General features: G+C 68.5%; 17 protein-coding genes. 10 read left to right on the top strand and 7 right to left on the bottom strand.

Features of this window, described 5'->3' with window-relative positions; genetic code table 11:
- The first annotated feature begins 8 nt into the window (after nt 1-8).
- From paaZ to paaE, 6 genes are read left to right on the top strand one after another with little or no spacing between them, the layout of a single operon-like run.
- Entirely contained in the window at nt 9-2036 is a 2028-nt protein-coding gene (gene paaZ / locus EV192_RS12370; RefSeq protein WP_132114499.1) for a phenylacetic acid degradation bifunctional protein PaaZ, read from the top strand.
- A complete protein-coding gene (paaA, locus tag EV192_RS12365; RefSeq protein ID WP_132114497.1) occupies nt 2036-2962 on the top strand; it encodes a 1,2-phenylacetyl-CoA epoxidase subunit PaaA in 927 nt (308 codons plus the stop codon). Before paaZ ends, paaA begins: the two co-directional genes overlap by 1 nt.
- Nucleotides 2959-3237, top strand: a complete 279-nt coding sequence (gene paaB / locus EV192_RS12360) for a 1,2-phenylacetyl-CoA epoxidase subunit PaaB (RefSeq protein WP_132114495.1) — start codon at nt 2959-2961, stop codon at nt 3235-3237. The genes paaA and paaB overlap by 4 nt, the downstream gene beginning before the upstream one ends.
- Nucleotides 3238-3244: 7 nt before the next feature.
- Nucleotides 3245-4078, top strand: a complete 834-nt coding sequence (gene paaC / locus EV192_RS12355) for a 1,2-phenylacetyl-CoA epoxidase subunit PaaC (RefSeq protein WP_132114493.1) — start codon at nt 3245-3247, stop codon at nt 4076-4078.
- Nucleotides 4072-4557, top strand: a complete 486-nt coding sequence (paaD, locus tag EV192_RS12350) for a 1,2-phenylacetyl-CoA epoxidase subunit PaaD (RefSeq protein ID WP_132114491.1) — start codon at nt 4072-4074, stop codon at nt 4555-4557. Before paaC ends, paaD begins: the two co-directional genes overlap by 7 nt.
- Nucleotides 4557-5615 (top strand): 1,2-phenylacetyl-CoA epoxidase subunit PaaE, encoded by a 1059-nt coding sequence (gene paaE, locus EV192_RS12345; RefSeq protein ID WP_132114489.1) that lies wholly within the window; start codon nt 4557-4559, stop codon nt 5613-5615. The genes paaD and paaE overlap by 1 nt, the downstream gene beginning before the upstream one ends.
- A 48-nt stretch (nt 5616-5663) precedes the next feature.
- Here the strand turns inward: paaE and EV192_RS12340 are convergent, their stop codons facing one another.
- The 3 genes from EV192_RS12340 to EV192_RS12330 form a co-directional block, all read right to left on the bottom strand.
- Nucleotides 5664-6140, bottom strand: coding sequence for a hypothetical protein (locus EV192_RS12340; protein WP_132114487.1), 477 nt, complete (start codon nt 6138-6140; stop codon nt 5664-5666).
- A complete protein-coding gene (locus tag EV192_RS12335) occupies nt 6137-7471 on the bottom strand; it encodes an O-antigen ligase family protein (RefSeq protein WP_132114485.1) in 1335 nt (444 codons plus the stop codon). Before EV192_RS12335 ends, EV192_RS12340 begins: the two co-directional genes overlap by 4 nt.
- An 86-nt stretch (nt 7472-7557) precedes the next feature.
- On the bottom strand, nt 7558-11079 hold the full coding sequence (locus tag EV192_RS12330) for an AAA family ATPase (RefSeq protein WP_132114483.1): 3522 nt from the start codon (nt 11077-11079) through the stop codon (nt 7558-7560).
- Nucleotides 11080-11136: 57 nt separating this feature from the next.
- Between EV192_RS12330 and lpdA the strand changes: the two genes are divergently transcribed.
- Nucleotides 11137-12522, top strand: coding sequence for a dihydrolipoyl dehydrogenase (gene lpdA, locus EV192_RS12325; RefSeq protein ID WP_132114481.1), 1386 nt, complete (start codon nt 11137-11139; stop codon nt 12520-12522).
- Here the strand turns inward: lpdA and EV192_RS12320 are convergent.
- The 3 genes from EV192_RS12320 to EV192_RS12310 are packed head-to-tail and all read right to left on the bottom strand — an operon-like array spanning nt 12519 to nt 19514.
- Complete coding sequence (locus tag EV192_RS12320) at nt 12519-13151, bottom strand: response regulator transcription factor (RefSeq protein ID WP_243726791.1); 633 nt, start codon at nt 13149-13151, stop codon at nt 12519-12521. The two genes, lpdA and EV192_RS12320, sit on opposite strands and share 4 nt — an antisense overlap.
- On the bottom strand, nt 13148-15574 hold the full coding sequence (locus EV192_RS12315) for a P-loop NTPase fold protein (protein ID WP_165960353.1): 2427 nt from the start codon (nt 15572-15574) through the stop codon (nt 13148-13150). Before EV192_RS12315 ends, EV192_RS12320 begins: the two co-directional genes overlap by 4 nt.
- A complete protein-coding gene (locus EV192_RS12310) occupies nt 15558-19514 on the bottom strand; it encodes an NACHT and WD40 repeat domain-containing protein (protein WP_132114477.1) in 3957 nt (1318 codons plus the stop codon). Before EV192_RS12310 ends, EV192_RS12315 begins: the two co-directional genes overlap by 17 nt.
- A gap of 231 nt (nt 19515-19745) precedes the next feature.
- On the opposite strand from EV192_RS12310, the gene EV192_RS12305 reads away from it, so the two are divergent.
- The 3 genes from EV192_RS12305 (at nt 19746) to EV192_RS12295 (ending at nt 24978) form a co-directional block, all read left to right on the top strand.
- Nucleotides 19746-22670: an amidohydrolase family protein gene (locus EV192_RS12305; RefSeq protein WP_243726790.1), complete on the top strand. Its 2925-nt coding sequence runs from the start codon at nt 19746-19748 to the stop codon at nt 22668-22670.
- A 92-nt stretch (nt 22671-22762) separates the two neighbouring features.
- Nucleotides 22763-23794 carry an L-threonine 3-dehydrogenase gene (gene tdh, locus EV192_RS12300; RefSeq protein ID WP_132114475.1) on the top strand — a complete coding sequence of 344 codons (1032 nt, stop codon included), beginning with the start codon at nt 22763-22765 and terminating at the stop codon, nt 23792-23794.
- Complete coding sequence (locus tag EV192_RS12295; protein WP_132114473.1) at nt 23794-24978, top strand: glycine C-acetyltransferase; 1185 nt, start codon at nt 23794-23796, stop codon at nt 24976-24978. Before tdh ends, EV192_RS12295 begins: the two co-directional genes overlap by 1 nt.
- Here the strand turns inward: EV192_RS12295 and EV192_RS12290 are convergent.
- Complete coding sequence (locus tag EV192_RS12290; protein WP_132114471.1) at nt 24975-25499, bottom strand: TetR/AcrR family transcriptional regulator; 525 nt, start codon at nt 25497-25499, stop codon at nt 24975-24977. The two genes, EV192_RS12295 and EV192_RS12290, sit on opposite strands and share 4 nt — an antisense overlap.
- Nucleotides 25500-25510: the final 11 nt, after the last annotated feature.

The following is a 25510-nucleotide window of genomic DNA, read 5'->3' as shown; positions in this document are numbered from 1 at the left end:
TGACCAGGATGGCTCCGCTGCGCAGCTATGTGTCCGGCCAATGGCACACCCCGTCCGACGAGGGGACACCCTTGCACGACGCGGTCACGGGCGAGGAGATCGCCCGCGTGTCGTCGACCGGCGTGGACATGGCCGCCGCGCTCGCCTACGGCCGTGAGCACGGCGCGCAGCTGCGTGAGTTGACGTTCCACCAGCGGGCCGCGCTGCTCAAGTCGCTGGGCTCGTACCTGATGGAACACCGTGACGAGCTGTACGACCTGTCCCACCGGACCGGCGCGACCAAGGGCGACAACAGGTTCGACGTGGACGGCGGCATCGGCACGCTGTTCGCGTACTCCAGCAAGGGCCGCCGGGAGATGCCCAACGACACCGTCTACGTGGACGGCGGCCTTGAGCCGCTCGGCAAGGGCGGCACGTTCTTCGGCCAGCACATCTGCACCCCGCTGCACGGGGTCGCGGTCCAGGTCAACGCCTTCAACTTCCCGGTGTGGGGCCCGCTGGAGAAGTTCGCGCCCGCGTTCGTCGCCGGGGTACCGAGCCTGATCAAGCCGGCCAGCCAGACCGCCTACCTGACCGCCCGGATGGTCGAGTTGGTGATCGGGTCCGGCCTGCTGCCCGAGGGGTCGCTGCAGTTCGTCGCGGGCGGTGTCGGCGACCTGTTCGACCACCTCACTGAGCAGGACTTGGTGTCGTTCACCGGGTCGGCGTCCACCGCGCAGCGGCTGCGCGCGCACGAAAACGTCATCCGCCGGTCGGTCCGGTTCAACGCCGAGGCCGACTCGCTGAACTGCTCGATCCTCGGCCCGGACGCCACCGCGGGCACCCCCGAGTTCGACCTGTTCGTCAAACAGTTGGTCTCCGAGATGACCGTGAAGGCCGGCCAGAAGTGCACGGCCATCCGTCGTGCCTTCGTGCCCGCGGAACTGTTGGACGCAGTCGCCGAGGCAACCCAGGCGCGGCTGGCCAAGGTCACCGTCGGCGACCCGCGCAACCCGGACGTCCGGATGGGCGCGCTGGCCAGCCTGGAGCAGCGGGAAGAGGTCCGGCGGTCGCTGAAAGCCCTCCTCGAAGCGGGCCGGATCGTGTTCGGCGACCCGGACTCAGTGTCCGTTGTGGACGCTGACGTGGCGCGCGGCGCGTTCATGTCACCGGTGCTGCTGGTGGCCGACGACCCTGAGTCGGCCCAGCCGCACGAGGTTGAGGCATTCGGGCCAGTCAGCACGTTGATGCCGTACCGCGACGCGGAGCACGCGATCGCGTTGGCCGCGAGGGGACAAGGCAGCCTGGCGGGCTCCGTCGTCACCGGGGACACGGAGTTCGCCAGGTCCATAGTCATCGGCGTCGCGCCATGGCACGGCCGGATCCTCGTGACCGACAGCGAGAACGCCCGCGAGAACACCGGCCACGGCTCACCGCTGCCGGCTTTGGTGCACGGCGGTCCGGGACGCGCGGGTGGCGGCGAGGAGATGGGCGGCATCCGTGGCGTCCTGCACCACATGCAGCGCACGGCCGTCCAAGGCAGCCCGCGCGTACTGAGCGCGGTCACGAACCGTTGGGTGCCAGGGGCCGCGCAGTCCAAGGACGTGCATCCGTTCCGTAAGCACCTGGAGGACCTGCGTCTCGGGGATACGGTTGTGGCCGGGCCGCGGCGGGTCACCATGGCGGACATCGAGCACTTCGCCGAGTTCACTGGAGACACGTTCTACGCGCACATGGATGAGGAAGCCGCCAGCGTCAACCCGTTCTTCGGCGGTCGCGTCGCCCACGGCTATCTCGTGCTGTCCTTCGCCGCCGGCCTGTTCGTGCAGCCGGACCCGGGGCCGGTGCTGGCCAACTACGGCCTGGACAACCTGCGGTTCCTGACCCCGACGTTCCCCGGTGACGAGCTGACGGTCACGTTGACCGCCAAGCAGATCACGCCACGCAACGACCAGGAGTACGGCGAAGTTCGCTGGGACACTGACGTCACGAACCAGAAGGGCGAGTCCGTCGCCAAGTACGACGTGCTGACCCTGGTCGCCAAACGGGAGCAGTGATGGATCTCCAGGAGCATTTCGACCGGACGATCGAGCGCGACCAGCGGGTCGAGCCGCGGGACTGGGTGCCGGACGGCTACCGCAGGACGATGATCCGGCAGATCGCCCAGCACGCGCATTCCGAGATCATCGGCATGCAGCCCGAGGGCGACTGGATCAAGAGCGCGCCGTCGTTGCGGCGCAAGGCGATCCTGCTCGCCAAGGTCCAGGACGAGGCCGGCCACGGGCTGTACCTCTACTCGGCCGCGGAGACGCTCGGCGCGGACCGGACGGACCTGACCGAGCGGCTGATCACTGGCCGGCAGAAGTACTCGTCGATCTTCAACTACCCGACGCTGACGTTCGCCGACGTCGGCGTGATCGGCTGGCTGGTCGACGGCGCCGCGATCTGCAACCAGGTCCCGTTGTGCCGCAGCTCCTACGGGCCGTACGCGCGGGCGATGATCCGGATCTGCAAGGAGGAGTCGTTCCACCAGCGGCAGGGATACGAGCTGCTGATGACCATGATGACCGGCACGCGGGCACAGCGGGACATGGTCCAGGACGCCACGAACCGCTGGTGGTGGCCGTCGCTGATGATGTTCGGCCCGCCGGACGCCGAGTCGACGAACACCGCTCAGTCGATGGCGTGGAAGGTCAAGCGGCACACCAACGACGAGCTGCGGCAGCGGTTCGTGGACATGAGCGTGCCGCAGGCCGAGAAGCTCGGCGTGACCCTGCCGGACCCGGCGTTGACGTGGAACCCGGCGCGCGGGCACTACGACTTCGGCGAGATCGACTGGGACCATTTCAAGGAAGTCGTGAGCGGCAACGGGCCGTGCAACGCGATCCGGGTCGAGCGCCGTCGTAAGGCACATGAGGACGGCGCGTGGGTGCGTGAGGCGGCCGCGGTGCACGCCGCGAAACACAAGGAGGCCGTGGCATGAACTGGCCGCTGTATGAGGTGTTCGTCCGCGGCAAGCGCGGGTTGAACCACGTGCACGTGGGTTCCCTGCACGCGGCCGACGACGAGATGGCCCTGTCGAACGCCCGAGACCTGTACACGCGCCGCAACGAAGGCGTCAGCATCTGGGTCGTGCGGGCCTCGGACATCACCGCGTCGTCGCCGGACGAGAAGGACCCGTTCTTCGCGCCCAGCGGCGACAAGGTGTACCGGCACCCCACGTTCTACGAGATCCCCGACGACGTTCCGCACATGTGAGGCCGCCATGTCCTTCGACAACGCCTACGAGGCCCTTACCGAGGAGAACGACACCCGCTGGGCCTTCGGCACCGGGTTCGCCGACCCGCTCGCCGGCATGGACACGTCCGTCCCGTCCCATGTGGACGCCGCCGCGCTGGCCGAGCTGTGCCTGCGGATCGGCGACGACGCCCTGATCATGTCGCACCGGCTGCAGGACTGGGTCACGGCCGCGCCCGAGCTGGAGGACGAGGTCGCGCTCGCCAACATCGGCCTGGACCTGCTCGGCCAGGCGCGGCTGCTGCTGGCGCGGGCCGCGAAGGCGGATCCGTCGGTGGTTCCGTCGGTGCCGCAGTCCGATGAGGACGCTTTGGCGTTCTTCCGGGACGCCGCCGAGTTCCGCAACGTCCGGCTGGTCGAGCTGGGCGGCGGGGACTTCGCGTTCGCCATGGCCCGGCTGCTGGTGTTCGCGACCTGGCGGCTGGCCCTGCTGCAGGACCTGACCGCGGCCGAAGACCCTGTGCTGGCGGCGATCGCGGTGAAGGGCGTCAAGGAACTGACGTACCACCGCGACTACGCGGCCCGGTGGGTGGTCCGGCTGGGCGACGGGACCGAGTACTCGCACGAGCGGATGCAGGCCGGCCTGGACGCCGTTTGGCCGTACGTGGACGAGCTTTTCGCGGACTGCCCGGACCTGCGCGGCACGTTCGACGCGGTGATCGCCGAAGTGTCCACTGTGTCCACTCTGCGCGTTCCTGCCGGGTACGGACTGCAGCCGCCGCGCACGCACACTGAGCATCTTGAGCCGATTCTGGCCGAGATGCAGAGCGTCGCCCGAGAACACCCGGACGCGACATGGTAAGCGCGCGTACCATCGCGGAGACCGTCACGGATCCCGAGCTGCCGATGGTGACGTTGGCGGATCTCGGCGTGCTCCGGTCCGTGGACGAAACCTTGGACAGCGTGGTCGTGACGATCACACCCACGTACAGCGGCTGTCCCGCGATGGACGCCATGCGCGCCGACCTGTCCGCCGCGCTGCACAACGCCGGCTACTCGGACGTCGACGTCCGTACCGTGTTGTCGCCCGCCTGGACCACGGACTGGATCACCCCGGCCGGCCGGTCGAAACTCGCCGCGGCCGGCATCGCGCCACCGGGTCCGGCACCCCGCCCAGGCCCGATTCCGCTCACGCTGACCGTGCCCGCCCGGCGCGTCCCGTGCCCCCTTTGCGGTTCGGCGGACACCGAGCTGCTGTCCGAGTTCAGCGCCACCGCCTGCAAGTCGTTGCGCCGCTGCCGTTCGTGCTCGGAGCCGTTCGAGCACGTGAAGGAGATCTGATGCGGCCCGAGTTCCACAGCCTGACCGTCGCTGGCGTCGAGCGCTTGTGTGACGACGCGGTCGCCGTGACGTTCGACGTGCCCGGCGATCTGGCTGTGGCGTACGACTTCCAGCCAGGGCAGTCGTTGACCTTGCGCCGGATGATCGACGGACGGGACGAGCGTCGGTCGTACTCGATCTGCGCGACCGCCGGCGCGAAGCCGCGGATCGGCGTTCGTGAGGTGCCTGGCGGGGCGTTCTCGCCGTGGCTGGTCCACGAGGTCCGGCCGGGGGACAGCATCGAGGTGCTGCCGCCGTCCGGGAACTTCACCCCGGACATGTCCCGTCCGGCCCAGCACGTGCTGTTGGCGGCGGGCTCGGGCATCACCCCGGTGATGTCGATCCTGTCGTCCGTGCTGCGTGACCCCGAGGCCACCGCGCTCGTGCTGTACGGCAACCGTCGGACCAGCACGGTCATGTTCGCCGACGAACTCGCTGATCTCAAAGACATGTACACCGCGCGGATGCACCTTGTGCACGTGCTGTCCCGCGAACCCCGTGAGGCGGAGCTGTTCACCGGGCGGCTGGACGAGGAGAAGCTGCGCACACTGCTGCCGCTGCTGGTGGACGTCTCGCAGGTCGACCACTGGTGGCTGTGCGGCCCGTTCGGGATGGTGACCGACGCCCGCGCGGTGCTCACCGCGCTCGGCGTCCCGCGCGCGAACATCCACTTTGAACTGTTCTATGTGGAGGACGAACCGCCGGAGCAGGTCCACCACGCCGAACCGGGAACCGTCGGGCCCAGCGCCGAGCTGACCGTCCGGCTGGACGGCCGGACGACGACCGCGTCCGTGCCCCGGGACACCACCATTCTCGAAGCCGCCCAACAGTTCCGTCCGGACCTGCCGTTCGCCTGCAAGGGCGGGGTGTGCGGCACATGCCGGGCCAAGGTGGTCAGCGGGAAGGTCCACATGCGACGCAACTTCGCCCTGGAGGAAGCGGAGGTCGAAGCCGGCTTCGTGGTCACCTGCCAGACGGTGCCCACATCGGACGCCGTGGAAGTCGACTACGACCAGTGAGTGTCCGGCGGACTCCGCGAGGGCGAGCCCGCCGGCACACTCACCCTCCTATGCCATCCTGGACAACGAGCGGACGATCTTGAACTCCCGGTCGTCCCTGGCCTGATTGAACCCACCGGGACCGTTCACGAAGACGCTCGCCTGCCCGAACGCCGTTCCAGCGCGGAACGGTACCGTCGGTTCGGCCGCGACATTGAGGGTGACTGGCTGGAAGCCCCCGGTGCACGACGGGACCTGAGCGGACTCGAAGCCCTTCGCGATGCGACCTCCGGCGTTCTCCGTGACCTCGATGTTGACACTGCCGCTTGAGCCGGGCTGGCATACCACGGTGACCGTGACCGCGACAGCCGCCCCACGCGCCAACAGGGTGGCGGGCGACTCCACCCTGATCGCGGCCACCGGCACCGATTGGGCGCTGACTTCCGCGCTTGACGGCAGGACGGCCGCGACCAACCCGCCCGCCGCGATGGCCGCGATCGCCATGACCCTCGGCGATCTCAGGCCGCGTAATGACGGAACCTTCATACTTTCTCCTTTGCGTTGAGTGGACCGGCCAATCCGACCAGCAGGCCGACCGTCAGCAGGATGGCGGGAATGTGCCAGAGGAAGTCGAAACCGCTGTGCACCACCAGGACGACGAGCCCGGCCACCGCGCCCGTCGACGAACCACGACCTCGCCGGACGATGAGGAAGACGGCCACGAGCAGACACAGCACGAGGCCGAGTCCGATCGCACCCAACTCGACAAGTGCCTGCAGGTACTCGTTGTGCACGTAGTGGCCTACCTGGGCGTTGCCGTTGGGGGCCGGCCAGGTGAACCACGCGTTCCCCGGCCCAACACCGGTCAGCGGCCGCGTGGCCACGACGTCCAGCGCCGCGCCTGTGACACCTGCGCGGTCGGGTGAGCTGAACGTGACTCGTCCGGACAGCAGCCCATTCGCGTTGAGCACGATCCCGACGACCGCTCCGGCGAGCACGAGACCACCTACTGCCGCCATTGCCTTGGCGGGCAGGCGAGGCAGACCTACAGCGACCACAAGGCCGACGACCAGCCCGAGGATCGCGAGCATCGGCCGTGCCGACGTCGCGACCGGGAAAGACGGCGTGAGCGCGCCTACCGCGATCAACGCGCCGACGGCAGGACTGACCACGTTTCGTGCGATCGTACGCACCCCTGCCAGCAATGCCAGCACAACGACGCCCGCCGCCAACGCGAGCAGACCGGCGCGGCTCAACGTGGCACCCAACCCGACCAGAAGCAGACAAGTCGCGCCCAGTCGGGATGGCGACTGAGGCCCGGTCATCGCCAGCAGGGCCAGCGAAGCAAGCAAGGCAGCGGCAGCGTTGGGATACGTGAGCGTCGACGCGGCGCGCACCAGTCCATCGGCGACGGTCGTCCATGCCGGAATCCGCCACACAACAGCGATCCAACTGGACCCCGCCACCAACGCGCCGACACCGACCGCCACCGAAGCCAACTGGGCTCGTTGCGCGGCATTGTTCCGCTGAGCGACGAACACCGCACCGATCACGCAGAAAACGCTGGCCACCACGGGAACCGCCCGGCCAACCGCGCCATCCATCGCCGCCCGCGCAACAGCCCACAACGCCAAACCGGAGCACGCCCACAGCAGCGGACCCGCATCAGCCCTGGAGAAAGGCCGATGTCGCAACGAAACGACCACCGCGGCGGCTACCAGCGCCGTGGCCAGCATCCGGCCAGGCAGGTAGTAGCCACCTTGGGCGACAACAGCGCCGGCCAAGGCCGCGACCAGAAGAAGGGAATGCAACGGTAGGGCTACGCCCTTGCTGCGCACGGCGTAGTCCGGTTGGACCGGCAACGTTTCCCCCGGCACTGCTCCTCCCCCGTCCGCGCGGCCCCGCGCGGACGGCTCACAGTAGCGCCGCAGCCGCTCCTCGCCAATCCTTATGCGGCACCGAGTTACAGGTACTGTCCGGAGTGGTTGTCGGGTTGGTTGGTGTGTGTGGGTGGTAGGTCTTTGGCGAGGAGGAGGCGTACGTCTGTGGGTGGGTTGGGTGATTCGGTGATTCGTTGGCCTTGGAGGGCGACTGCTCGGTCGAAGATGTTGCGGATGTAGCGGCCGTTGCCGAAGGTTTCGTCGCGGATTACTCCGCGTAGGAGGTCGTGTATGGCTGGGAGGAGGTCGTTGGCGAGGGTGTATCCGGCTTTGTGGGCCATCAGGGTGAAGATGTCGACGAGTTCGGTGTCGGTGTAGTCGGGGAATTGGAGGGTGGTGGGGAATCGGGAGGCGAGGCCGGGGTTGGCGGCCATGAACTGGGCCATTTTGCGTTCGTAGCCGGCGACGATGACGACGAGGTCGTCGCGGTGTTCTTCCATGAGTTTGATGAGTTCGGCGATGGCTTCCATGCCGTAGCCGTCGTACCAGGCTGGGGTGAGTGAGTAGGCCTCGTCGATGAACAGGACGCCGCCGAGGGCTTGGGCGACGGCGGCGCGGACTTTGGGGGTGGTTTGGCCGAGGTATTCGCCGATCAGGTCGCCGCGGGAGACTTCGACGAGGTGTCCGGAGGTGAGGAGGCCGAGTTTGGCGTAGGCGGCGGCGACGAGGCGGGCCATGGTGGTTTTGGCGGTTCCGGGGCTGCCGGTGAAGACCAGGTGCCGGGTGGGGGTGGCCAGGGGGATGCCGGCTTCGCGGCGCATCCGGTCGGCTTTCGCCTCCGCCACGAGTAGTCGGACCTCGTCTTTCACCGATGTCAGGCCGATCAGTGAGTCGATCTCGGTGAGCGGGTCGTTGGGCAGTTCCACCCAGGATGTGGTCGCCAGGGTTTCGGGGACGTCTTCGACCAGGATCTCGTGCAGCGACTCGTCCTCGCTGAGGACGTCGTCCGCGAGCACCCGCCGGGACAACCTGCTGACGGCCCGTTCCAGCAACGAGACGGCCAGTCGCGCGTTCCCGGTGGGAGTGGACGACAGCAGGCCGCGTACCTGCTCCAACACGCCGTCCTGCAACGTGAATCCGCCGGCCGCGGCCTTGGTGGCGAACAGCTCCACGAAGCCGTCCTCGGTCAGCGCCGGGAACCGCAGCACGGACGGGAAGAACGCGGCCAGCTCCGACTCGGACTTGAGCAGGCCGTTCACCCCCGCGTCGGTGCCGGTCAGCACGACCACGAGATCCGACGTCCGGCTCTGGATGGCCGCCTGGAGCGCGTTCACCACCTCGCGTTCCCGCCAGCTGTCCTCGCTGGGCTGCAGTTCGTGCGCGTCCTCGACGCACAGCACGCCACCGGCGGCCCGGTCGATCGCCCGCCGGACACGCGGCCCGATCTCCCAGGTCTCGCCCTGGACGAGATCCGCGCGGTCGACCACCACGATGTGCCCGGACGTCAGCACGCCCAGGCCCGCGTACATCCGGCCGAGAATGCGGGCGATCATGGTCTTGCCCGTGCCCGGCTGGCCGGTGAAGACCAAATGCCGGGGCTGGCTGGACACCACTGTGTTGTTCCGACCCCCTGCGGGGGATCCCACCCCCACCGCGCCAGCCTCGCGGCGCATCCGCTGCGCCTTCTCCTCGGCGACCAGCAGGGCCAGCTCGCGCTTGATCTTGTCCAACCCGACGCACGAGTCCAGCTCGGCCTGCGGGTCCGCGGCGGCCACGCCACCGGGAACGAGCTGACCGGGCAGGTCGGCGGCGGTCACACTCACCGACCGCGTCCGGCCGACCTTCGCACGTTTCCGTGCCGCGGCAACACATTGCTCGGCGAGGTACTCCACGAGCCGGGCTCCGCGCAGGTTCAGCATCGGTGGCGTGCGCGTCAGCATGACACCCGCGGTGAGAGTGACCGTACGGCTGATGGTCGCGCCACGGCGGATGACCGCGCGGCGAACCAGTTCCGCGTACTGCTTGTCGGTGAACTCCTGGGTTCGGGCGATCAGGAACTGTTGGTACAGCGCGGGGTTCACGTCGAACAGCCGGCTGTCACCGCCCGTGCCGCACACCGCGACGACGTTCAGGCCGGGATAGCGCTTCAGCGCCCGGCGCAACTCCTCCGCGACGATCGGGCCGCAGCGGTCGAAGCTGAGGAGCCGGTCCAGCCCGTCGACCACCATCAGCATCTTGTCGTGGGCGCAGGTCTCGATGTCCCGGGTGATCTGCTGGACCGCGCTGCTGGCGTCCAATGTGGAGTACAGCTCGTCGGACACCCAGCGGGCACCGGCCACCAGGTGGTCGTTCATCAGGTCGCCGAGCAGCAGGGACGCGCCGGTGCGCCGGCCGGTCGCGTCCGGCCCGGCGATGAGCAGCCGCACCGGACGTTCCTTGGCGCCGACGATCTCCTTGGCGGCCGCGACCAGTTCGGGCTGCCCCACCATGGGCGCGTCCGCCGGGGGTTCCGGCTGGTCGTTGACCGGCGCCACGGTCATCCGGCCGACCAGGGGGTTGGTCAGCGGACGGCGGACGAACATCTGCCGGACCGTGCGCTGGAACCCGACGACCGGGATGTCCAGGTTGGGGTTGCTGGCCACGCCGGGCAGGCCGCGCAGCGCCGAGTCCAGCCGGACGTACATGTCCAGCCACGCCCGGCACGCGTCGATCTCGCCGCCGGCCACGCACAGGGCCAGCCAGGACCGGACCTGGTTCCACCAGTCAGTGGACGAGAACGGTCGCGCGAGCGTCCGGCTGACCTCGCCGAACAGCTCCTCGTTGCCCAGCACGGCGAACTCCGCCGGCGCGAAGGTCGCCCCGGCCGCCTGCACGAGGCCGGCGATCAGGCTCGCCGCCGACCCGCCGTCCACCACCGCGCGCAGCCGGTCGTGCGCGGCCACGAACCCGTCGAGCGCCCACTCCAAGTGGTTCACCGGACCGGACAGCTCGGGCAAAGCGGCCAGGATGTCGTCCGTGGCGGAGCGGGCCCAGATGTCGGCGAGGTACGACCGCGGGGTCTCGGTGGTCTCCTCGGGCTTGGCCAGTTCGTGCAGGGCGATCAGGGCCTGCCGGCGGTGTTCCAGGGGTTCGATGCCGTCGAAGACGTCAAGGCACTCCCGGGCAAGCTGGTACGCTATGGCTCGTTTGTCTGGATTGTTCCCTGCCGCGGAGATCAACCAGTCACCCGGCGGCCGATACGTGGAGGACCGCATGCACGCCCACACCGGGTCCCGGTCCGGCAGCTCGGGCTCGGCCAGGAACATCGGGAACAGCTCATACTCCAGGTCCGACCGACTGCCGCCGCGCACCGCCGAGGCACCGCACAAGTACTCCGCCAGACACCACAGCTCGGCGCCGACGATGGTGGTGTCCGCGGCGTAGTAGTCGCTCAGGGTGAAAGGCAGGTCGCTCAGCCTGGGGTCGGCGTTGAGCGCGAGCCCCCGCCGGGTGATTTCCTCGTACAGGCCGTCCGGTACCCGCCACGGTCCGTGCGCGTACAGGTCGAACACCGGCTCGTTGGTGAGCAGCAGCGCCAGGTGTTCAGGCAGTTCAGGTCGTCCCACGGGTGAGCCCCCTCTCGTCCAGTCGGACACCCTAACCAGTAGACATAGGCTGGGGCCATGACCACACATTTCGATGTCGTCGTCCTGGGGGCGGGGGTGGGCGGCTACGTCGCCGCGATCCGGTCGGCGCAGCTGGGCCTGTCCACGGCCGTCGTCGAGGAGCGCTACTGGGGCGGGGTGTGCCTCAACGTCGGCTGCATCCCCTCGAAGGCGTTGCTGCGCAACGCCGAGCTGGCGCACATCTTCACCAAGGAGGCCAAGGAGTACGGCATCCAGGTGGACGGCACGGTCAGCTTGGACTACGGCGTGGCGTTCCGTCGCAGCCGCAAGGTGGCCGACGGGCGCGTCAAGGGCGTGCACTTCCTGATGAAGAAGAACGGCATCACGGAAGTGAACGGGCACGGCACGTTCACTGGGCCGAACAGCATCGAGGTCAACGGCGAAACGGTCACGTTCAACCACTGCATCATCGCGGCCGGCGCCAAGCCCCGCCTGCTGCCGGGCACGTCCAAGTCGGCTCGCGTGGTGACGTACGAGGAGCAGATCCTCGCCGACTCACTCCCGCAGAGCATCGTCATCGCCGGCGCGGGCGCCATCGGCGTGGAGTTCGCGTACGTCCTGCACAACTACGGTGTGCAGGTCACGATCGTCGAGTTCCTGGACCGGATGGTCCCGCTCGAAGACGCCGAAGTGTCCGCCGAGCTGGCCAAACGCTACCGCCGCCTGGGCATCGACGTACTCACTTCCACCCGCGTGGAGACCATCGAGGAGACGTCCACGGGGGTCCGGGTGACCGTGTCCAAGAACGGCCAACAGCAGGTCCTCGAAGCGGACAAGGTGTTGCAGGCCATCGGTTTCCAGCCGAACATCACCGGCTACGGCCTGGAGCGGACCGGTGTGGCGGTGACCGACCGCGGCGCGATCGACATCGACGCCCGCGGCCGCACCAACGTGCCGCACATCTTCGCGATCGGTGACGTGACCGCGAAGCTCATGCTGGCGCACGCCTCGGAGTCGATGGGCATCGTCGCGGCCGAGACCATCGCCGGCGCGGAGACCATGGAGCTGGACTTCGTGATGATCCCGCGCGCGACCTACTGCCAGCCGCAGATCGCCAGCTTCGGCTGGACCGAGGAGCAGGCCCGGGAGCGTGGCTTCGACGTCAAGGTCGCCAAGTTCCCGTTCACGGCCAACGGAAAGGCGCACGGCCTCGGCGACACCGCCGGCTTCGTGAAGATCCTCTCCGACGCGCGCTACGGGGAACTGCTCGGCGCGCACCTGATCGGCCCGGACGTGACCGAGCTGCTGCCGGAACTGACCCTGGCCCAGCAGTGGGACCTCACGGTCACCGAGGTGGCCAGGAACGTGCACGCCCACCCGACCCTCGGCGAAGCGGTCAAGGAGGCCGTGCACGGCCTGGCCGGCCACATGATCAACTTCTAGGAGATGGTGCCGGCCTTGTAGCCGAGGCGGTAGACCGACCGCACCACGCCGTGGCCGAGTTTCTTCCGCAGGTAGTACACGTACGTGTCCACGGTGGACTCACTGGCCTCGGTGCCGAACACCTTGGTCCGCAGCTCGGCCTTCGGGTAGATCACCGTCGGCCGGGCGACCAGGGTCCGCAGCAGGTCGAACTCCCGCACGGACAGCGCGATCCGTTTGCCCTTCGGCAGCACCACCTCGTACCGGCGGACGTCCAGCTCGGCCCGGCCGAACGGGATGGTCTCGGCGTTGTCGATGTGCCGGCGCAGCAGCCCGCGGATCTTCCGCAGCAGGGCGCTCGGCAGGAACGGGGTGGTCAGGTAGTCGTCCGCGCCGGCGCTCTTCGCGGCCTGCTGGTCCCTGTCGTCGCCGATGGGGGAGAGCACCAACGCGCGCGCGGTGACGGCGTGGCGGCGTAGCTCGGTGAGCATCTCCAGGCTGCCCGCGAGCTCCCGGTCGATGATCATCAGGTCGTACCCGGGGGTGCCCGCGCCGGCCACATCGTGCTCGTACCCGGCCTCGGCCAGCAGCTCGCCGAGCCGGGTGATGAGGACTTCGTCGGCCGACACGACCAGGAGCTTCGGAATCACTCGTCCATCCTGCCCGCAGCGTCGGATCTCCGCTCTCCGGGGAACCTGAATCGGTCAATAAGTTCCAGCCATTCGGGGTCCTCATCGGACGGTGCCGGCGGTGCGCCGGTCCCGAGCGCGGTGGCCACCAGCGTCACCAGGCGGCCGTCCTCGGGCACCCGCAGCCCCCGCGCCGCACCGATCGACTTGACCAGCAGGTAGACGTTGACGAAGCGTTTCACCGCGCGCGGAGTGGCGCCGATGGCCTCGGCGGCGTGCTGTGCCTGCTGGAGTTCCGCGCTGGTGATCGTGAGATCCACGGTGTCCGACAGGGCCTGCCGTGGGCCTGCCGTGGCCGAGAACGAGGCCACGACCTCCTCGAACTCCGAGGTGGACGCCACCGGCCCGCTCTCGTCGGCCTGGTCGGTTCCCTGCGGCTGGTCGGACGGGACCAGGCTGGGGGTGAGGACACCGCGCAGCATCTGCGCGCGGGCGCCGCCGGACAGCGACTGGATCAGGAACGGCACCTGGAAGATCTTCTCCAGGTAGTCCTGTGGCGTGGCGTCCGGTCCGGACAGCTGTCGGAAGTGGTCGCGGAGCGAGCTGGTCAGCCACCGGGCGTCCACGGCCACGACCACCACGAACAGCGGGAACGCCAGCAGCAGGTGCACGGCTTCGAGGACCTTGATCACCACCGGTGTCGGGCACCGGTCCAGGTCGTCGATGTACAGCACGATCCGGTCGATCGCGTACTCGCCGGGCACCTGCTGCTTCACGAGCCGGGAGAGCCGGTCCAGGTCGCGGCGGACCAGCGCGGGCACGCCAAGGTGCCGACGGTAGTCGTCGCTGTCCGTTCGGTCGGTGATGAAGTCGGTGAGCACCTGGCCGGGCGTCTCGGCCTCCTGCGTCCGCCTGACCTCGGCGACCCGGCCGGCCAGCTCCCGTTCCCGGGCGACGGCGGCGTCCAGTTCGGACCTGACCTCGTCGAGCTTCGCCTTCGCGTCATGCATCGCCTGCTCGTTGCGCCGGGTCTCCTCGGCCTCGGCCTCGGCGAGCTTGGCCCGCGCGTCAGCGATACGCCTGCTCGCGTCCCGGAGGAACTGCCCGGCCTTGCCTGCGTAGACCGCGGCCGTCCCCAGCAGCCAGGACACAGTGGACACCGCGGCCGACAGGTCGACGAGTTGCGCGAGGTACCCGATCAGCGGTGCGGCCACCAATGCGGCGACCACCCATCGGAGGTACTTCGGGTCGCGCAGGGGAGTCAGCAGGCTGCGCAGGTCGGCTCTGGTCTGGTCGAGTTCGGCGGCCAACCGGGTGGCGTTGTCGACGACCTCGCCGACGCCGGCGGTTTTCGCGGCCTCCCGCACCGCCTGCTTGAGCGCGGCACTCGCGTCCGGCTTGCGGGCCTCCGCGAGCCGGGTTTCGGCCTTGGCCAGGTCCTGTTTGCGCGCTTCGACGGCGTCGGCTGCGCTCTGCTGGGCCTGCTCCAGCTGCCGGCGTTCGCTCTGGGCCTGCTGGTGTGCCTCACCGGCCTGTTGCACCTGCTGGACCCAGAACCGCTGGCGTTGCGCGATCAGGTCGTCCGACTCCCCACTGGACCGCCGGAGGTTGCGGAACAGGTGCTCGACGAGGCTGGCCCACAGGTCCCCGTCGACGTACTGCCACGCGTTGAACTCCACCTGCACGACGGCCTGGTGGAAGGCGGGCAGCCTGGCGTCCGAGATCTGCGCGATCCGGCTCCGCAGGCAACGCAGGAAGTAGCTCTTGCCCGCGCCCCACTCGCCGAACAGGCCCATCGCGAGGGGCGGCACCAGCCGTCGGGAAGCCATCAGATGAGCGAAAGCGTTGACCTCGGGGCCGATTCCGATCAGGTCCAGCTGCCGGTCCGGCTGGTCGGTGAGATAGCCCGGCAGAGCCACACTCGCTGCCTGGTAAGGAAAGCGTTCCTCCAGGAACGTTCTGAGCGGATCCCGGCCGGACACGTAAGCGCGGAAGGCACCCACGATCCTCGTGAAGTCGAACCCCCGGAAGGACAGCGCGGCGTTGATCGCCGACGACGCCATGGTGCGTTCTTCCAACAGGCACAGGAACAGGAAACGAAGTGACCACAGTTCCCCGTCCGCCACGAAGGTCCCGCGGAGGATCCGGTCGACGTCCACGTCGACCTCGGGCATCCCCAGCGACTCCCATCCAGCGAGCAACGCCTTCGCGGTCGGCGGAGCGTAGTCCGGCCGCGCCACCACCTCGCCCGGTGGAATCCCGAAATGGTCAAGAAGGACGGTCGCGGGACTGGACGTCAGGTCGGCAAGCATGATTCCGATGAGCAGGTCGATCGAGTCGACCCGATCACCGGACCGGGCCTGCGCGCTCGCCCACGCCCACCGCAGTGCCGTCTTGACCGGCGTGGAGAACTCGTCCCACATGGGTTCAACCGAGGAGGTCAACCGGTTCACCCTCCGGAATCCGGCGCATGTAAGGCAGGTACGGGGCCAGGTCGTCCAAATCGGACACGTCGAACCTGCACAGCCCGGACACCCACCAGACCTCACGTGGGTTCCCGGAAACCTTGTAGCGCCCGTCTGGCAGGAGGACTGCCCACCCGTCATTGACGGCCAGTACCGTCGCGCGTGGAGTGCCCGTGGCGGAGTCCCAAAGGTGTACCGCGCCGTCGTAGCCGGCCGAGGCGAACCACCGGCCGTGCACCGGATCGACGAACATGGCCGCGATCCAGTCCGCGTGGGCCCGGATGGTGTAACGGATCTCTTGGGTGTCCACGTCCCAGACTCGGATGTTGCCCAGACGGTCACCCGCACCGAACCAACGGCTGTCCGGGCTCACCGCGAAGGCGGTCACGTGGCTACCCGGGAACTCATAGGTGGCGACGCATTCCGCGGTGTGGGGGTGCCACGCCTGCACCTGTCCCCGGCCACCGGTGACGAGCCAGTCCCGGTGGGGGAGCGCGGTCACCGCTGTCGCCTTGCACCCCGCGGGAAACGTGAGCCGGTGTCCACTCGGGTTGAGGTTCCGCGGCTGCGCGTCCCAAAGTTGGATCTCGCCCAGGGTGCCCACGGAAGCGAGCCATCGCCCCGCGAAATCGAAGGCGAGTGCCCGGAATCCCGACCTGTCCGTACCGTACTTCACGATTCGGCCGGATTTCGTGTTGACCATGACGACAGCCCCCGTGGTCGCCGCGGCGAGCCACTGGCCGGTCGGCTCGAACGCGAGGTCCATCACCGCGTGGTAACTCGGCGAATATACCGGGGAACCATCGATGATGAGGGTCCCGTCCGGTCGGCCAAGCGCCAGTCGACCGACTGTCTGGTCGATCGTGACGCTTGTGGCGTCGACACCGGTGGTCGGCACCAGGTCTCCCGTGGCCAGGTCCCATGTGCCGCCACCGTCGGCTTTGCCCAGAACCAGGCTGAACTCGTCGCCCGGTCTGGCCGTCAGTGACGTGACAACACTCCGTCCGGTGTCGATCGTGCCGAACTGCTGCCCGTCCGAGGTTCGCCACATCGGCATGAGGCGACCGGCGTACTCGGTGGCCAGCCAGCGCCCGTCCGGATCGATGGCGCAGAGCGGCGTGGTCTGCCGGGTGTCGATCGTCGTCTCCTGACGGGTTTTCCGGGAGTGGAGTGTGATCGTGTCCTTTCCGATCAGGGCGAGCCATGGACTGTTGGCGCTGCCCACGACCGAGCTGAACTCGCCGGCCTTCGACCATTCCGTCGCGGTGTCGGAGACCTGCACGACGCCGCGTGTGCCGTACAGCCAGAGGTGACCCGGACCGGATCCCACCAAGAGCCCGGTGATCCGGCCGACGCCGTCCGGCACCTGCCAGGTTCCGACAGGGTTGCGGCCTTTCCATTGCCGCACTGACGAGCCGGCTGAGAACAGCGAGCCATCGTCGGGGTGGGCGGCCAGCGCGTACACCGTGCCACTCGTCTCAAGCGTCCACCTGGAGTCTCCGGCGGACAACCACACGTGGATCCGGGCGCCGTCGACGCAGGCCACCCATTCACCGTCGGGCTCGACGGCGATCCCGACGATATCGTTCAGCTGAGCGGGGAACTGTGCGACTTTGTCGCCGGTCGTGCTGTCCCACAGTCGGACGCGGCGATCACCACCCGACGCGATCCAGCCGTTGCGGGTCGTGGCCAGTGCCGTGACCCGTCCGTCGTGCGCGGTGATGATCCGCAGTGTCCTGCTTGTCGAGACGTCGTGGACCCTGACCGTGCCGTCCTCATGGCCGGAGACCAGCAGACCACCGGCCAGGCCGGCGAGTGCGGTAACGGTGGACGCCCCAAAGAACTGCGGCACAAGGTGAGTTTCGGGCAGGGCTGCGCCGCTCGTATGCGCGCTTGCCAGTTGCGTCGGGTGGACCTTCGCGCCGACAAGAACAGCTCGCCGCAACCGAGTGCCGGTCAGATTGGCATTGGTCAGGTCCGCGCCGACCAGGCGCGCGCCGGTCAGGTCGGCCGCGGTCAGGTTGGCCGAGGTCAAGATGGCGCCGGTGAGATTCGAATCGATCATCCGGGCACTCACCAGCCTGGAGTCGGCCAGGTTCGCCCGCCACGCGTTCTTCGGCAGGACGGCGCCAGACAGATCAGCACCCCGCAGGTCCGCGCGGATGAACTCCTGAGCGGACAGGTCGCGGCCACGCAGGTCGTGGCCCGTGAGGTTCATCGCCTCGGAGCGCGCGTGCCTGCGCTGTAACACCAAGGCGGCGTTCGCTTTGGCCGCTGGGCCAGGGGGGTGGGTACGGGCGATGATGTCACGTGCCCAGGCGATCACGTCAGCCGAGCCCGAAAGGTCGCACCAGAAGTCGACCATGAGACCGCTCATGTCCGTGGTCGCCAACAGCGTGTCGACAGATCCGTCGGCCAGTGCATCGCGGGCGGCGTCGGCCACGAACCACTCCATCACCGACTGGTGGATGAACGAGAAGTCGCCGCTCTCATCCCGGACGAGGACCGTGGCTGAAGCGACCGTCTGCACCGCCTCCCCAGGACGTAGCTCAAGCCGCGCCAGATCGTGGATCTGGTCCGGGATCTCACCCAGGTCGGTCAGGCTCAGTTTGCTCTGGCCACTTCGCCACATGCGGATCGCGGTCTCGCGCAAGGCATCCATCCGCTGGCCTGTCGACAGCGGAACCAACCCGCCGACCACGGCCTGCCGCCTGACCTCGTGCGACAGCCAGTTGGTGAGCAGCAACTCGTACAACTTGCCCGCGGTCATCGGCTGGCCGGCGGACTGGACGAGGTCGGACCTGGTCAGTAAGCCGTGGCGGTACCAGTCGATCATGAAGGCCAGCATTCGCGGGTTCGTCGCGAGGTCCAGCAGGTTGGGGACCTGCCGCATGGCGTCCATGAACCCTTCGGTGGCCGGGTCGTCGTCGAAGGTCCTCGCGACCAGTTCCCGGCGTTGCGCCGATCGGAGGGGCAACAGGCGGATGATCCGGGAGCCCGACATGCGATGGACTTCGTCGCCCAGGGCGTTGCGCACGGCTTGGTCCGTGGCGAAGTACTGGTGGCGGCTGGTCACCACGACCTTCGCCGAGCCGCCGGCGGCTTCGCGGAGGGTGGCGAAGTGTTGGGGGACGCGTTCGTAGCTGGTCCGCAACGCCAGCTCGTCGAAACCGTCGAACAGAAGGGCTATCCGACCCTCTCTGAGCAGGTAACGGAACGCGCTGGGGGAGAAGAGATCTTCGCGCGAACGAGCCATGTGCTGGGCCAGCAGCTCATCCAGGGTCCGCCCCTTCTCCAGGTCACGCATGGTGACCAGGACGGGAACCAGGTACTCGCTGTCGGCCAGCGCGTCCGCGACGGCCCGCAGCAGGAACGTCTTCCCGGTGCCGAAGTCGCCGAGGACGAGGATGAACCGGGGCCCGTCCGCGGTCAGCCACTCAAGGATCTGTGGCAGGGCGGTGCTCTCGGCCGGGTTCGGGTCACCGAGCGGTGTCCAGCTCTTGTCGACGTAAAGCGACAACGGGTACTCGGGGTCGCGCCTGAGCAGGTCGTTCTGAGCGCGAAGATAGGGCGTTGCGTCCCACAGTGCCGCTTGGTAGTCGGCGATGGACCGCAGCCAGATGCCGTTGTCCCTGGCGAACTGGAAGGTCGCTGGCGAGGCGTGGCCGCGGAACACGAACTCCGCCGGCTTGCCGTCGGTGAGCAGTTGGAAATCGCGCAACACCGCGTTGTCCACGTGGCCATCGCGGACGCCGACCACCTCCTGCTTGCGCCATGGGCCGCTGTTGTACGAAACGAGCAGGTAGGCGAAGCCGTGTGACTCCTCCTCCTTGATCTCCACGTCCGGGTGGCCGCGGCGCCGCCAGTGCAGGCGGCAGACCTCGTGAACGTGGCTCAGCAGGTCGCGCTGGTACTGCATGCCCACACCTCCCAGTGGCGCGAAAGAGCCTACTTGTGGACGGCTGATCTTGGGACGGGCATAGTGAGGGCCTGGGAGGTAACTATGTCACCGCAAGGTCTTTCACGGCGTGAACTTCTCCTGCGCAGCGGCGCTGTCGCCGCAGGTCTGAGCGTTGCCGGGGTGGGGACGGCGCAGGCCGACCCGGACAGCGCCGATCTTCAAGGCGTTGATCTTCATGAGGGCACCAACATGTCCGCCGCGCTGTCCCCGGACGGCAGGTGGTTGGCGGTGGACCTGGTCACCGGGATCTGGGTGGTGCCGGCGGCCGGCGGCCGGGCCCGGAAACTCACCGACGACCTCCAGGACGCCACGTTGCCGTCCTGGTCGCCGGACGGACGGCAGATCACGTTCCAGTCGTACCGCGACGGCAACTTCCACGTGTACGTCATCGACGCCGCGGGCGGTACGCCACGCAAGCTCACCAGCGGCCAGTACGACCACCGAGAACCCGTCTTCTCCCCGGACGGCACGAAGATCGCGGTCAGCAGCGACCGGGACGGCAGCTACGGGGTCTGGCTGCTGGACGTCGCGTCCGGCGCGATCACCGTTGCCGCGTCCACTGTGGACGAAGAGGGCTCGCCGCGGTGGTCCAGGGACGGCACGCGGATCATCTTCTCGGTCAACGACACCGCGATCGACGTCGTCACCGTGGCCACCGGTGCCCGGCAACGGCTCGTCACCGCGACCGGCACCGACAAGTTCTACGGACCGGCGTTCGGCCCCAACGACACGCCCAGCTACATGCGGTTGCGCGGCGCGGACGCGGACCTGATGCTCGGCGACAAGCAGCTCACCAAAGGAGAGGACGTCTTCGGTTTCGCCGCGAACTGGGCACAGGACTCGGTCCTCTACACCGCGGACGGCCGGATCCGGCTGCGGGACCCGAACGGCGCGGTCAAGGACATTCCGTTCACCGCGACGGTGAACACCGCGCAACGCCACTACCATCGGCGCGTCCGGGATATCGACTCACTGGCGCCCAAACCCGTCAAGGGCATCGCCAGCCCGGTCGTGTCCAAGGACGGCAAGCAGATCGCCTTCCGTGCCCTGAACGCGATCTACGTCGTCGCCGCGGCCGGTGGGACGCCGACGAAACTCGTCGACGACGGCTACTTCAACTCGGACCCGGACTTCTCCCCGGACGGCACCAAACTGCTGTACGCCAGCGACCGGCACGGCACCGCGGACCTCTGGATCCGGGATCTCGCCACCGGCAAGGACTCCGTGCTCACCGAGCTGCCCGGCGCGCAGACCGCGCCGAGGTGGTCCCCGGACGGCAGCCGGGTCGCGTACAACGACCAGGACGGCGCCGGCTGGGTGCTCGACGTCGCCACCGGCAAGGTCCAGCAGATCACGCCGGCGCTGTTCATGCCCGGCCGGCCGACCTGGTCCCCGGACGGCACGGTCGTCGCCCTGGCCGCGGTCAAGCCGTTCTCCAAGCGGTACCGCGAAGGCACGAGCCAGATCCTGACCGTCAACCTCAGGACGAACACGTTACAGTACGCCGAACCCATGCCGTTCCGCTCGTTGGCGACCCGCGGCGACGACGGTCCACTGTGGTCACCCGACGGGAAGTACCTGGCGTTCACGGTGGAGAGCGTCGCCTGGATCGCCCCGGTGGACGCGACCGGCAAGCTCGTCGGCGACCCGCGGCAGGTCACCACCGAGGTTACGGACTCCCTTGCCTGGCAAGGCAACGACACTCTCGTGTACCTGTCCAAAGGGCGTCTCAAGGCGCAGCGGATCGCTGGCGGCGCTCCGAGGACGATCCGGCTCGACTTCAGCTGGGCCCGGCCTCGCCCACCACAAAGGACAGTCGTGCACGCGGGCGCGTACTGGGACGGCACTGCCAAAGACCTCAGGCAGAACGTCTCCATCGTCGTCGAGGACGGCAAGATCGCCGACGTCTGCGCCCGCCAGGACGTGTCCGGTGTGGACGCCAGTGACCTGACGGCCATGCCCGGCCTGATCGACATCCACAACCACTGGCACCTGCGCGGCCGTCAGTGGGGCGACCGGCAGGGCCGGCTGTGGCTGTCGTACGGCGTCACCACGACCAGGTCCCCGGGCGACCCGGTCTACCAGATGCTGGAGACCCGGGAGGCGCTCGAATCCGGCAGGCGGGTCGGGCCACGGTACTTCGGCACGGGTGAGGCCATCGACGGCTCGCGCGTCTACTACAACTTCATGCGTCCGACCCTGTCGCCCGAGCAGATGAACTTGGAGCTGTCCCGGGCGGCCGAGCTGGAGTACGACTTCATCAAAACGTACGTCCGGCTGCCTGTCGCCTACCAGCAGAAGGTCGTGCAGGCCGCGCACGCGGCGGGCATGCCGCTCTCGTCGCACTACCTGTACCCGGCGGCGAACATCGGCATGGACGCGATGGAACACACGGGCGCGACGAACCGCCTCGGGTACTCGCACACCGTGAGCCGGATCCGCCGGGCCTACCAGGACGTGGTCACGTTGTTCACCCGGTCGGGGATGTCCGTGACACCGACCCTGTTCACGTCCAAGTGGATGTACGCCGAAGACAAGTCCCTTGTGGACGACGTGCGCACGAGGACCCTGTTCCCGAAGTGGGAGTACGACCTGTTGGTCGGCCAGGCGAACGGCGCCGGCCTGCCGGAGAACGCGTACGTGCGCACGAACCTCGCCGGCGACGTGGACATGTTGCTGCGGATCCACCGAGCGGGTGGGTTCGTGGTGACGGGCACCGACTCACCGCTCGACAACGTGGCCGTGTCCACCCACCAGAACCTCCGGGCCATGGTGAAGTTCGGGTTCACGCCGCACGAGGCGCTCACCACCGCGACCCACAACCCGGCCCGCTGGCTGGGCCTGCAGGACCGGATCGGCGCGATCAAACCGGGCGCCCACGCGGACCTGTCCCTGGTCAGCGGCAACCCGCTGCAGGACATCAAAGCCGCGGCGGCGGTCCGGAAGGTCATGGTCGGCGGCGTGCTCCGAACCGTCGACGAGCTGATGGCCCCGTTCCAGACCCCGACGGCCAGGACGGTCACCAACGAGGTCCTGCCGGCCACGCCCACCGCGGCCAAGCAGCACTGGTGGCATGTGCCGGAGTGGTCGGAACACATCTGCTGCGCTGGATAAGTCCAAGTGTGGGGGGCTGTGGAGCTGGGCTTACAAGGGGTTTTAGAAAGTACTGATGGACCCGGCACCGCGGCCTCCCGCACACTTCCGGCATGAAGGCACTCGTCAAACTGGTCGAGGGCCCGGGGCTGGAGCTCACCGACGTACCCGACCCGACACCGGGACCGGGTGATGTCGTGGTGCGCGTGCTGCGCACCGGGATCTGCGGCACCGACCTGCACATCGACGCCTGGGACGACTGGGCTGCCAAGACCATCAAAACCCCGCTGGTGGTCGGGCACGAATTCGTCGGCGAAGTGGTGTCGGTCGGTGCCGCGGTCACCGGGGTGCACGTCGGGGACGTCGTCTCCGGCGAAGGCCACCTGGTCTGCGGCAAGTGCCGGAACTGCAAGGCGGGCCGCCGTCACCTGTGCGCGAACACCCGTGGCCTGGGGGTGCACAGCAACGGCGCGTTCGCCGAGTACGCGGTGCTGCCCGAGCAGAACGCGTGGATCCATCGCAAGGCCGTCGACCTGGACGTGGCCGCGATCTTCGACCCGTTCGGCAACGCCGTGCACACCGCACTGTCGTTCCCGGTCATCGGCGAGGACGTGCTCATCACGGGTGCGGGGCCGATCGGCATCATGGCCGCGGCGGTCGCCCGGCACGCGGGCGCGCGCAACGTGGTGATCACCGACGTCAGCGAGCACCGGCTGGAGCTGGCCCGCAAGGTCGGCGTGGACCTGGCGCTGAACGTCGCGAGCTCGACGGTCGCCGACGCGCAGGACATCCTCGGCATGTCCGAGGGGTTCGACGTGGGCATGGAGATGTCCGGCCAGCCGTCGGCGGTGCGGGACATGATCGCGAACATGGCGCACGGCGGCCGGATCGCCATGCTGGGCCTGCCGGCCGCCGAGTTCCCGATCGACTGGAGCTCGGTCGTGCTGAAGATGTTGCACATCAAGGGGATCTACGGCCGGGAGATGTTCGAGTCGTGGTACTCGATGTCCGTGCTGCTGCAGGCCGGACTGGACCTCACGCCGGTGATCACCCACCGTTACCCCGCGAAGGACTTCGAGCAGGCGTTCGCCACGGCGCGGGACGGACGCTGTGGCAAGATCATTCTGGACTGGACGGAGAGCTGATGTACGGCGCGATGCGCGACCACCTGCGAGCCGGGCTGGCGGAGATCAAGGAAGCCGGCCTGTACAAAGCGGAGCGGGTGATCGGCACGCCGCAGAACGCGGCCGTCCGGGTCGGCGGGGGCGACGAGGTGCTGAACTTCTGCGCCAACAACTACCTCGGCCTGGCCGACCACCCCACCCTGGTCGCGGCCGCCCACGAGGGGCTGGACAAGTGGGGCTTCGGGATGGCCTCGGTCCGGTTCATCTGCGGCACCCAGGAGGTGCACAAGCAGCTGGAGGCCAAGCTTTCCGAGTTCCTCGGCACCGACGACACGATCCTGTACAGCTCCTGCTTCGACGCCAACGGCGGCCTGTTCGAGACCCTGCTGACCGACCAGGACGCGGTCATCTCCGACGAGCTGAACCACGCCTCGATCATCGACGGCGTCCGGCTGTGCAAGGCCAAGCGGTACCGGTACAAGAATCGGGACATGGACGACCTGGAGCGCCAGCTCAAGGACGCCGCCGACGCCCGCCACCGGCTGATCGCGACCGACGGCGTCTTCTCCATGGACGGCTACCTGGCGCCGCTCGACCAGATCTGCGACCTGGCGGACCGATACGAGGCCCTGGTCATGGTGGACGACTCACACGCGGTCGGCTTCACTGGCCCGACCGGCCGCGGCACCCCTGAGCTGTTCGGCGTGACCGACCGGATCGACGTCGTGACCGGCACCATGGGCAAAGCCCTCGGCGGCGCGTCCGGCGGGTACGTCTCCGGCCGGGCGGAGATCGTGGCGATGCTCCGCCAGCGCTCCCGGCCGTACCTGTTCTCGAACTCGCTGGCGCCGTCGATCACGACCGCCGCCCTGGCCGCGCTCGACCTGCTCAGCTCCTCCGGCGAACTGCTGGAACAGCTGCGGGACAACACGAAGCTGTTCCGCACCCGGATGACCGAGGAAGGCTTCGACCTGCTGCCGGGCGACCACCCGATCATCCCGGTGATGATCGGCGACGCGGCCAGGGCCAGCCGGCTCGCGGACCTTCTGCTGGAGCAGGGGATCTACGTGATCGGCTTCTCGTATCCGGTCGTCCCGCACGGCAAGGCGCGGATCCGTACCCAGATGTCGGCGGCGCACTCCACCGACGACGTGAACCGCGCGGTGGACGCCTTCGTGGCGGCCCGCGCCAAACTCGGGGACTAAAGGCCCAGCGCCGCCATGGCGGCGTTCACGGCCGGGTCGCGCAGCTCGTCGGCCGGGATGTCGCGGAACTGGATAGTGCAGTCCTGCAGGCCGCCGAGCGCGACCACGGCTCCGGTCGCCTCCGTCAGGGTGGGTTCCGGGCCGACCAGCAGGCCCATCAGCCTGGTCCGCCAGCCCAGGACGAGTTCGACGAGCCCGAGTTCGGCCAGCGTGGCCAGCTCGTTGAACAGCAGCAGCAGGTCGTCCCGGTGCGCGTAGTGGTAGTCGAAGTACGCTTCCAGCAGTTCGCGGGGCTCGATGCGGGGCGCGTTCTCGTAGCGCGCCACCAGGTCCAGTCCGCCTTCGATCAGCGGCTGGACGATGCTGCGGACCAGGTCCTCGCGGGACGTGAAGTGGTAGTAGAGCGCGGGTTTGGTGATGCCCAGCCGCTCGGAGATGTCGCGCATGCTGGTCTTCTGGACGCCCTGCTGCGCGAACAGCTCACGCGCCGCCGCCAGGATGCGTTCCTTCGTGCCCGCCATGCCTCCCAGTC

Origin of the sequence: Actinocrispum wychmicini (assembly GCF_004345645.1) — a bacterium.
In the GTDB taxonomy this organism is placed as follows: Bacteria; Actinomycetota; Actinomycetes; order Mycobacteriales; family Pseudonocardiaceae; genus Kibdelosporangium; species Kibdelosporangium wychmicini.
The sequence above is the reverse complement of the archived record's forward strand: the minus strand, read 5'-3'. Positions and strand labels throughout refer to the sequence as shown.

Excerpts from the sequence above, each read along its gene's own strand:
- paaZ (WP_132114499.1), top strand. The coding sequence starts at position 9 with ATGGCTCCGCTGCGCAGCTATGTGTCCGGCCAATGGCACACCCCGTCC.
- paaA (WP_132114497.1), top strand. The coding sequence starts at position 2,036 with ATGGATCTCCAGGAGCATTTCGACCGGACGATCGAGCGCGACCAGCGG.
- paaB (WP_132114495.1), top strand. The coding sequence starts at position 2,959 with ATGAACTGGCCGCTGTATGAGGTGTTCGTCCGCGGCAAGCGCGGGTTG.
- paaC (WP_132114493.1), top strand. The coding sequence starts at position 3,245 with ATGTCCTTCGACAACGCCTACGAGGCCCTTACCGAGGAGAACGACACC.
- paaD (WP_132114491.1), top strand. The coding sequence starts at position 4,072 with ATGGTAAGCGCGCGTACCATCGCGGAGACCGTCACGGATCCCGAGCTG.
- paaE (WP_132114489.1), top strand. The coding sequence starts at position 4,557 with ATGCGGCCCGAGTTCCACAGCCTGACCGTCGCTGGCGTCGAGCGCTTG.
- EV192_RS12340 (WP_132114487.1), bottom strand. The coding sequence starts at position 6,140 with ATGAAGGTTCCGTCATTACGCGGCCTGAGATCGCCGAGGGTCATGGCG.
- lpdA (WP_132114481.1), top strand. The coding sequence starts at position 11,137 with ATGACCACACATTTCGATGTCGTCGTCCTGGGGGCGGGGGTGGGCGGC.
- EV192_RS12310 (WP_132114477.1), bottom strand. The coding sequence starts at position 19,514 with ATGCAGTACCAGCGCGACCTGCTGAGCCACGTTCACGAGGTCTGCCGC.
- EV192_RS12305 (WP_243726790.1), top strand. The coding sequence starts at position 19,746 with ATGTCCGCCGCGCTGTCCCCGGACGGCAGGTGGTTGGCGGTGGACCTG.
- tdh (WP_132114475.1), top strand. The coding sequence starts at position 22,763 with ATGAAGGCACTCGTCAAACTGGTCGAGGGCCCGGGGCTGGAGCTCACC.
- EV192_RS12295 (WP_132114473.1), top strand. The coding sequence starts at position 23,794 with ATGTACGGCGCGATGCGCGACCACCTGCGAGCCGGGCTGGCGGAGATC.
- EV192_RS12290 (WP_132114471.1), bottom strand. The coding sequence starts at position 25,499 with ATGGCGGGCACGAAGGAACGCATCCTGGCGGCGGCGCGTGAGCTGTTC.